At 46.2% G+C, this 782-nt stretch carries 1 pseudogene; it reads right to left on the bottom strand.

The window, feature by feature from the left end:
• Positions 1–782: pseudogene (locus DXA93_RS18845) on the bottom strand (IS200/IS605 family accessory protein TnpB-related protein); the annotation flags it as partial.

Raw genomic sequence — 782 nt, 5'->3', positions numbered from 1 at the left:
TCCGCACCGTTTCTGGATATCACGTTTTCTCCACATCTGCAGTTTCTGCTTTTTCTTCCCGGAAAGTTTTCCTTTCATTTCCAGATATTCGAAAACAATCACATCTGCCTTCTTTTCTGACGCATACAGAACGATTTCCCTTGCAATTTTTCTGCCAAGCTCTGTATTCAGACGTTTTGCATATGCCCATTTTCCCTGCACCTGACGCGATCCATGTTCCCGCTGAAATCTTCGAATCCGTCCCAGCACACGGTACGTCCGGTCTTTGTCACTGGGAAAGTTAATAAACTTTCTTCCCAGGATAGTTCCGTCTGGACGCATGATGGTACAGACTGCATCCGTATTGATGCCGAGATCCACGCTGCAGATCGTTTGCTCTTTGACAGGTGTCTGGTTTAAAGATACCTCTTCCGCATATGTAAAACGCAGAAAATATTTGTGGTGCTTCTTCTCCAACGTTGGAGCCGAAGCTTTTTTGCCCGACCAGTGTTTTCTTAAGTATTCCATATCCGTATGTTTCAGCCGCACAGCAAACCATTTCCAGTCGTGTCCATCGTACAGTTTTAAAAAGGCCGCATCTTTCTCTTCTGTGTTTTCACGGTACATGACATCGTGGTAAAAAACAGGCATGGCATACTGTTCACTTTTCAGATACGGCTTTCCCGTTTTCTCCCCCTCTGCTTTCCACTGTTCCAGACGCGTCCGATAAGAAGATACACTCCCAAGCGCATGCTGGACTGCCGCCCGTCTGAAATAGGATGGCATCTTGGGAAAGCAGAAAT

It is taken from the genome of Blautia sp. OF09-25XD (assembly GCF_003482095.1).
GTDB classification, from domain to species: Bacteria; Bacillota; Clostridia; order Lachnospirales; family Lachnospiraceae; genus Fusicatenibacter; species Fusicatenibacter saccharivorans.
Note: the sequence above shows the minus strand (reverse complement) of the source record. Positions and strands in the feature narration are given on the sequence as shown.